9 protein-coding genes and 1 pseudogene are annotated in these 4,547 nt (G+C 41.0%); 2 read left to right on the top strand and 8 right to left on the bottom strand.

The window, feature by feature from the left end; translation table 11 throughout:
* Positions 1-156: 156 nt before the first annotated feature.
* From PX636_RS02560 to PX636_RS02525, 8 genes and pseudogenes are all read right to left on the bottom strand, one after another.
* A complete protein-coding gene (locus PX636_RS02560) occupies positions 157-456 on the bottom strand; it encodes a type II toxin-antitoxin system VapC family toxin (RefSeq protein ID WP_288116137.1) in 300 nt (99 codons plus the stop codon).
* Positions 453-749, bottom strand: coding sequence for a hypothetical protein (locus PX636_RS02555; protein ID WP_002753598.1), 297 nt, complete (start codon positions 747-749; stop codon positions 453-455). The genes PX636_RS02560 and PX636_RS02555 overlap by 4 nt, the downstream gene beginning before the upstream one ends.
* A 43-nt stretch (positions 750-792) precedes the next feature.
* A pseudogene (locus PX636_RS02550) lies at positions 793-945 on the bottom strand (DUF1257 domain-containing protein); the annotation flags it as partial.
* Positions 946-1,076: 131 nt separating this feature from the next.
* Positions 1,077-1,283, bottom strand: coding sequence for a type II toxin-antitoxin system HicA family toxin (locus PX636_RS02545; RefSeq protein ID WP_002741035.1), 207 nt, complete (start codon positions 1,281-1,283; stop codon positions 1,077-1,079).
* Entirely contained in the window at positions 1,280-1,483 is a 204-nt protein-coding gene (locus PX636_RS02540) for a type II toxin-antitoxin system HicB family antitoxin (protein ID WP_002734086.1), read from the bottom strand. The genes PX636_RS02545 and PX636_RS02540 overlap by 4 nt, the downstream gene beginning before the upstream one ends.
* A gap of 182 nt (positions 1,484-1,665) precedes the next feature.
* A complete protein-coding gene (locus tag PX636_RS02535; RefSeq protein ID WP_288116135.1) occupies positions 1,666-2,037 on the bottom strand; it encodes a hypothetical protein in 372 nt (123 codons plus the stop codon).
* Positions 2,038-2,247: 210 nt separating this feature from the next.
* Positions 2,248-2,568 carry a type II toxin-antitoxin system PemK/MazF family toxin gene (locus tag PX636_RS02530; protein WP_002784949.1) on the bottom strand — a complete coding sequence of 107 codons (321 nt, stop codon included), beginning with the start codon at positions 2,566-2,568 and terminating at the stop codon, positions 2,248-2,250.
* Entirely contained in the window at positions 2,562-2,804 is a 243-nt protein-coding gene (locus PX636_RS02525) for an AbrB/MazE/SpoVT family DNA-binding domain-containing protein (protein WP_041803993.1), read from the bottom strand. The genes PX636_RS02530 and PX636_RS02525 overlap by 7 nt, the downstream gene beginning before the upstream one ends.
* 370 nt (positions 2,805-3,174) lie before the next feature.
* Between PX636_RS02525 and PX636_RS02520 the strand changes: the two genes are divergently transcribed.
* Entirely contained in the window at positions 3,175-3,474 is a 300-nt protein-coding gene (locus tag PX636_RS02520; protein ID WP_002796815.1) for a hypothetical protein, read from the top strand.
* Positions 3,452-3,811, top strand: a complete 360-nt coding sequence (locus tag PX636_RS02515; protein ID WP_125732630.1) for a DUF5615 family PIN-like protein — start codon at positions 3,452-3,454, stop codon at positions 3,809-3,811. Before PX636_RS02520 ends, PX636_RS02515 begins: the two co-directional genes overlap by 23 nt.
* Positions 3,812-4,547: the final 736 nt, after the last annotated feature.

Here is a 4,547-nt window from a genome sequence, read left to right as displayed (position 1 = left end):
TGTGCCGCTTAAATAAAGAGGTTTTGATAACCAAATTAAAGCAGCTCTAAAGAGTTTTGAGTTAAAAGTTAAACTTCAAGTTTTCATTCAGGACGAATGTACTGATTAACTAATTTTTTTGGGGAAAATTAGTTAACCCATCATTATAACATATAATTAATTTGCAAGAGTTCTAGTCTTATCTTGCCGTGCCATCAATAGTTTGACCGCAGCACGATGTAAAGGCTCATCTATCCAAACTGTCTCGATATCTGGATTTTCTAGCAAATCGGTGATAAATTCTAGGGTAGCTAAACGCGGGTAACGCCGAACTTGAGCTAGAGCAACTAACTCTGCTAAAACGTAACTGTGGGTGATGCTTTTACCTGCACTATCTAACAATTGGACAGCTTCTTCATGTCCTGGTTGATCACGATAGACATAGCAAAGCAACCCAGAAGTATCGAGGAGTATCACCGATTTGATGTCTCCTCATGAGTATCTCCATACTCTCTCCCTAAGTCAGCATCAATGCTTTCATTATCTGCTCCTGTCGGATAGCCGCTAATTGAGCCAGCGTGCGCTCGAAAGCGTTGACGTGCTGCTTCTTTTTCGGCTTCCGTGCGTTGGTCTTTAGCTTTTGTTAAGCGATACTGTCGTTCGAGGGAAGTTGTTACTAATTCTGACAGGTCGATACCTAATATTTTAGCTTGCTGTTGCAAGGCGGCATAGACTTCATCGCTCAATTCTAGGGTTAAGACTTGACTCATTTGGCTGTACCTTCATTGTGGCTATTGATTAGATTAATTTCTTTTCAGTTTGGCCGTGCTTCTGGGCTACTCCCCATAAATCAGCAATCAGGTCAAAACTGCCATCACTATTAAGCGACCAACCAATATCATAATCACCTTCTAAGACTGCAACAACATAAGCCCGAACTCTTTGACCATTATAACCTCGGACATCAGTAAGAAGTAAACTTTATCGTAGCTACTGTAGCATTGTAGCACTGTAGGATGGGTTAGCGACAGCGTAACCCACCGAATATTAGGAAATTGATGGTGCGTTACATTAACATTAACGCACCCTACGAAAGCTTATAAGTCATCTTCCGATAATCGAGCTATTTTCATAATTGATTTTAAAGTTCCAATTTTTAAGTCCTGATTGCGGTGTACAGGAATAGATAGAATTTTATCTTCATCCTCCTTTTCATAAATATGGTGACTACTGGTAATTTTTTTGAGTATCCAACCTTTTTTTTCGACAATTTTACAGAGTTTTTTCCCTGATATTGATTTCATACAGCAATTTCAATCACTTCTGACCTAGATTCAGGTTGTTTGCTTTCATTGGCAACTTCTAACCAGCCTTGTATGGCATCTTGGAGGTTATCGACAACTTCGTCCATACTATCTCCTTCTGTTATACAACCGGGCAGAGCGGGAACTTCAGCCCAGTAACCGCCTTCTTCGGCTGGATGAATAATAGCTTTGATTTTCATCAGGTTCAGAATTTTTGAAAACTTATCTCTTATTTTAATATGAATATGGAAGTTGGGTTTCCTTGCGTCAACCCAACCTACAGGCGATGCGATCGCACTTAAGCCATGAAACAAGTTCTCAAAAATATTGAGGTATCAGAGATTCCCACACTAATCGATACATGGATAGATATTCCTGTAAATTAATCGATAGTAAAAAATGTGGGATATCCCGAACGATCAGCCCGTATGGAATAATATGTATTGACTGGAACACCATCTAAAGGTGGTATGGCTAAATAACAACGCTGGAAAGTTTTATCCAAAATAGTTTTTTGCATACATCTTTTTACCAATTTTGCGGGGATCAGGCAACTAATCCTACTAAAAGTTGCACCAGGAATACCTGGCACTATCGAAAATCTGTCATGATCATTTATACACTTATATACTTGACCAGATTGAGCTATTAAAAAGTCTTTGTTTTCACTTAAGTTAAATGTTTTAGCTTGTCGAGACACAGTTAGTCCCAATAAAGTTAATACAGCCGTTATGTATATTACACTTGTTTTCATTAATGTATCTCCTCAAAGTGCGATCGCTCCCCCTCGCAGCTAGGTCAAGCAACAACCCAACACCAAAGGCGGACAAAACAACAATACACACTCACCCCCCCACAACTGTATTAAAAGTTACAAAATAATAAATCTTTACATTCCTCTCCCTAGCAGCGATTCACTGGGGACAATTGAGATATTTCCTCTTTGCGAACTATAATCCAAAAATTAGTAGTGAAAAAATTCAACCAAGCGATCAGCCACTAACATTGCCATTTGTTCGTCAAGACGGCTAATTTGAGCGACGATTCGGGTTTTGTCGATCGCTCTAATTTGGTCTAAGGCAATACTACCTCGCACATTTTCTTGGTCAATCGGGATTCTGGTGGGGTATTTTTTGACTGTGCTGGTGATGGGAGCGACGACTACTGTTCTCAACCGAGCATTAATCTCGCTAGGGGAAACAATAACACAAGGTCGGGTTTTTTGCAGTTCGGAACCCCTAGTCGGATCGAGTTCCACTAGAACCACAGCAAATCTTTCTACCATAGATTTTCTTGCTCGAACTCGTTTTCCACTCCTAACCAATCCTGTAACTCTGCTTCGAGCGGTTCGTCATCAAATAATTCAGCCCACCCCTCTCTCACCTTCTTTTTAGCACTCAGAATAATTTTTTTACCTTCGACTATCGCTTCGACTTCATCAGTGAGTTCGCACTGTTCCATAATCGCTTGAGGAATTGTAATTCCTTGAGAATTGCCGATTTGTACGATTTTCAGCAACATTTTTGACTGCTTGGTAAATACATTGTCATTATATCAATCAACCGCTTAAACAGCCCCACCCAACCCCAAAGGCAGACAACATAATAATTCACACTATCCCCATAAAGAAAGTATTTTAAGACACAATTTAATAAATCTTTACATTTTTTCCCTAGCTTAGGGATTGACAGGGAAAGTTGTTTTCTCCTGTTTTACCCCTTCTTAGGCGACCTATCCTCATTCCGTGAGATATTGTGACGCAGTATGTCCTATTCGCCTTTGCCTTCTCCCTTGACGGACTCTCAACTCGATCGCTAACCAAATTAAGCCCGATTACCTCCCATCAACCAGATGATAAACTGGGGATAAGAGACCTTATCAAGGCATCAGCATGACCACCAACGTAGCGAAAACTCAATGGCAGTATTTAGAGAAACGTCCTCATCCTTGGCGACAACAGCTTTGTTTTCAAGGCAGGAGGCTGAAAGCTTTTGATGTCTGGTCAGATATGATTGTCAATGACATGACTCCTCAAGAAGCAGCCCTTAATTGGGAGTTACCCCTGGCTGCCATCTACGAAGCAATTGACTACTGCGAGGCTAATCAGCAGCTACTCAAGCAAGAAGCGGAAGAAGAACGCCACCGTCTGGAAGCAAAGGGGATTAGTATTGAGCCTAAGATTATTGCTTGATGAGGACTCGCAATCCCAACTTCTGGTTAAGTTACTTACGGCTGCTGATCATGACGTACTGACGATCAATGAAATTGGTTTGGCTGGCTGCACAGATAATGTCGTACTTGACTATGCTATACAGGAAAATCGGATTCTGCTAACTCATAACTGCGATGACTTTGAAGAGTTGCACCAAGCGAATCCAAACCATTCGGGGATCTTCGCGGTTTACCGTAACGCTAACCTCTTAAAAAATATGGGCTTCAAGGCAATTGTCAAGGCAATCGCCAATCTCGAAACTGCTAACGTCCCCCTTGCTAATCAGTTCATCTCCCTGAACCACTGGAACTATTAATTCTGGTTTGTCTCGATCTTGTCACAAATCTTAACTTAATCTCTCCCTAACTATTGAAAACAAAAATACACTCTACCCCCCGCACAGTATCCTACGCTACAATTTAATAAATCTTTACATTATTCTCCCTGACTAGGGATTCACATCGGATTTACACATCCTCACCCAATATTTCGTCAAAACTTACCGAAAAATTGGGTTTAAAGCCTCGCTCTTTTAGGGCGACTTTATATGATGTATGCTATTAAGAATAGCGGGCAGGGTAAGCAACCGCTTAAAAAACCCAGTCATCGCCGGATGAACGCACCGTTCGGATCTCGGCGTGAGCTTTTCTCGAACGCTGAGCTCAGGGCAGCGCGGTCAAAAACGACATCGGTAAGATTGCCAACCAAATTATGATGGCTGTCACCTTGCGTTGGGAAACCATTTTGATGCCAGAGGAAAGAAAAGAGGGTCATCAGTCATCAGTTATCAGATTTGCGTTTTCAGTCCACTGATTACTGGAAATACTCCTCAACTCCCACTCTGCAATAACTACTGGCAGCCAGAAATACGTTGGTTACATATCATGCTTTGTGCTTTTTGTCAAAAAAACTTTTTTTTTGCAATAAAACTACACAAAAAAAAGATCATCGTTGTGGGTGAAATTGACTGATTTACCCGTCTTAATTAGGATTACCTTGTAGGTGTGGCAAGGGTTTCAACCATTGCTGTTCAAAAAAGCACATAATAACCC

Source organism: Microcystis sp. M53598_WE2 (assembly GCF_030067735.1).
Lineage (GTDB): Bacteria > Cyanobacteriota > Cyanobacteriia > Cyanobacteriales > Microcystaceae > Microcystis > Microcystis aeruginosa.
The sequence above is the reverse complement of the archived record's forward strand: the minus strand, read 5'-3'. Positions and strand labels throughout refer to the sequence as shown.

What these genes read in the sequence shown, in the direction of transcription:
- PX636_RS02555 (WP_002753598.1), bottom strand. Translation starts at nt 749, where the DNA reads ATGAGTCAAGTCTTAACCCTAGAATTGAGCGATGAAGTCTATGCCGCC.
- PX636_RS02545 (WP_002741035.1), bottom strand. Translation starts at nt 1,283, where the DNA reads ATGAAATCAATATCAGGGAAAAAACTCTGTAAAATTGTCGAAAAAAAA.
- PX636_RS02540 (WP_002734086.1), bottom strand. Translation starts at nt 1,483, where the DNA reads ATGAAAATCAAAGCTATTATTCATCCAGCCGAAGAAGGCGGTTACTGG.
- PX636_RS02535 (WP_288116135.1), bottom strand. Translation starts at nt 2,037, where the DNA reads ATGAAAACAAGTGTAATATACATAACGGCTGTATTAACTTTATTGGGA.
- PX636_RS02530 (WP_002784949.1), bottom strand. Translation starts at nt 2,568, where the DNA reads ATGGTAGAAAGATTTGCTGTGGTTCTAGTGGAACTCGATCCGACTAGG.
- PX636_RS02525 (WP_041803993.1), bottom strand. Translation starts at nt 2,804, where the DNA reads ATGTTGCTGAAAATCGTACAAATCGGCAATTCTCAAGGAATTACAATT.
- PX636_RS02520 (WP_002796815.1), top strand. Translation starts at nt 3,175, where the DNA reads ATGACCACCAACGTAGCGAAAACTCAATGGCAGTATTTAGAGAAACGT.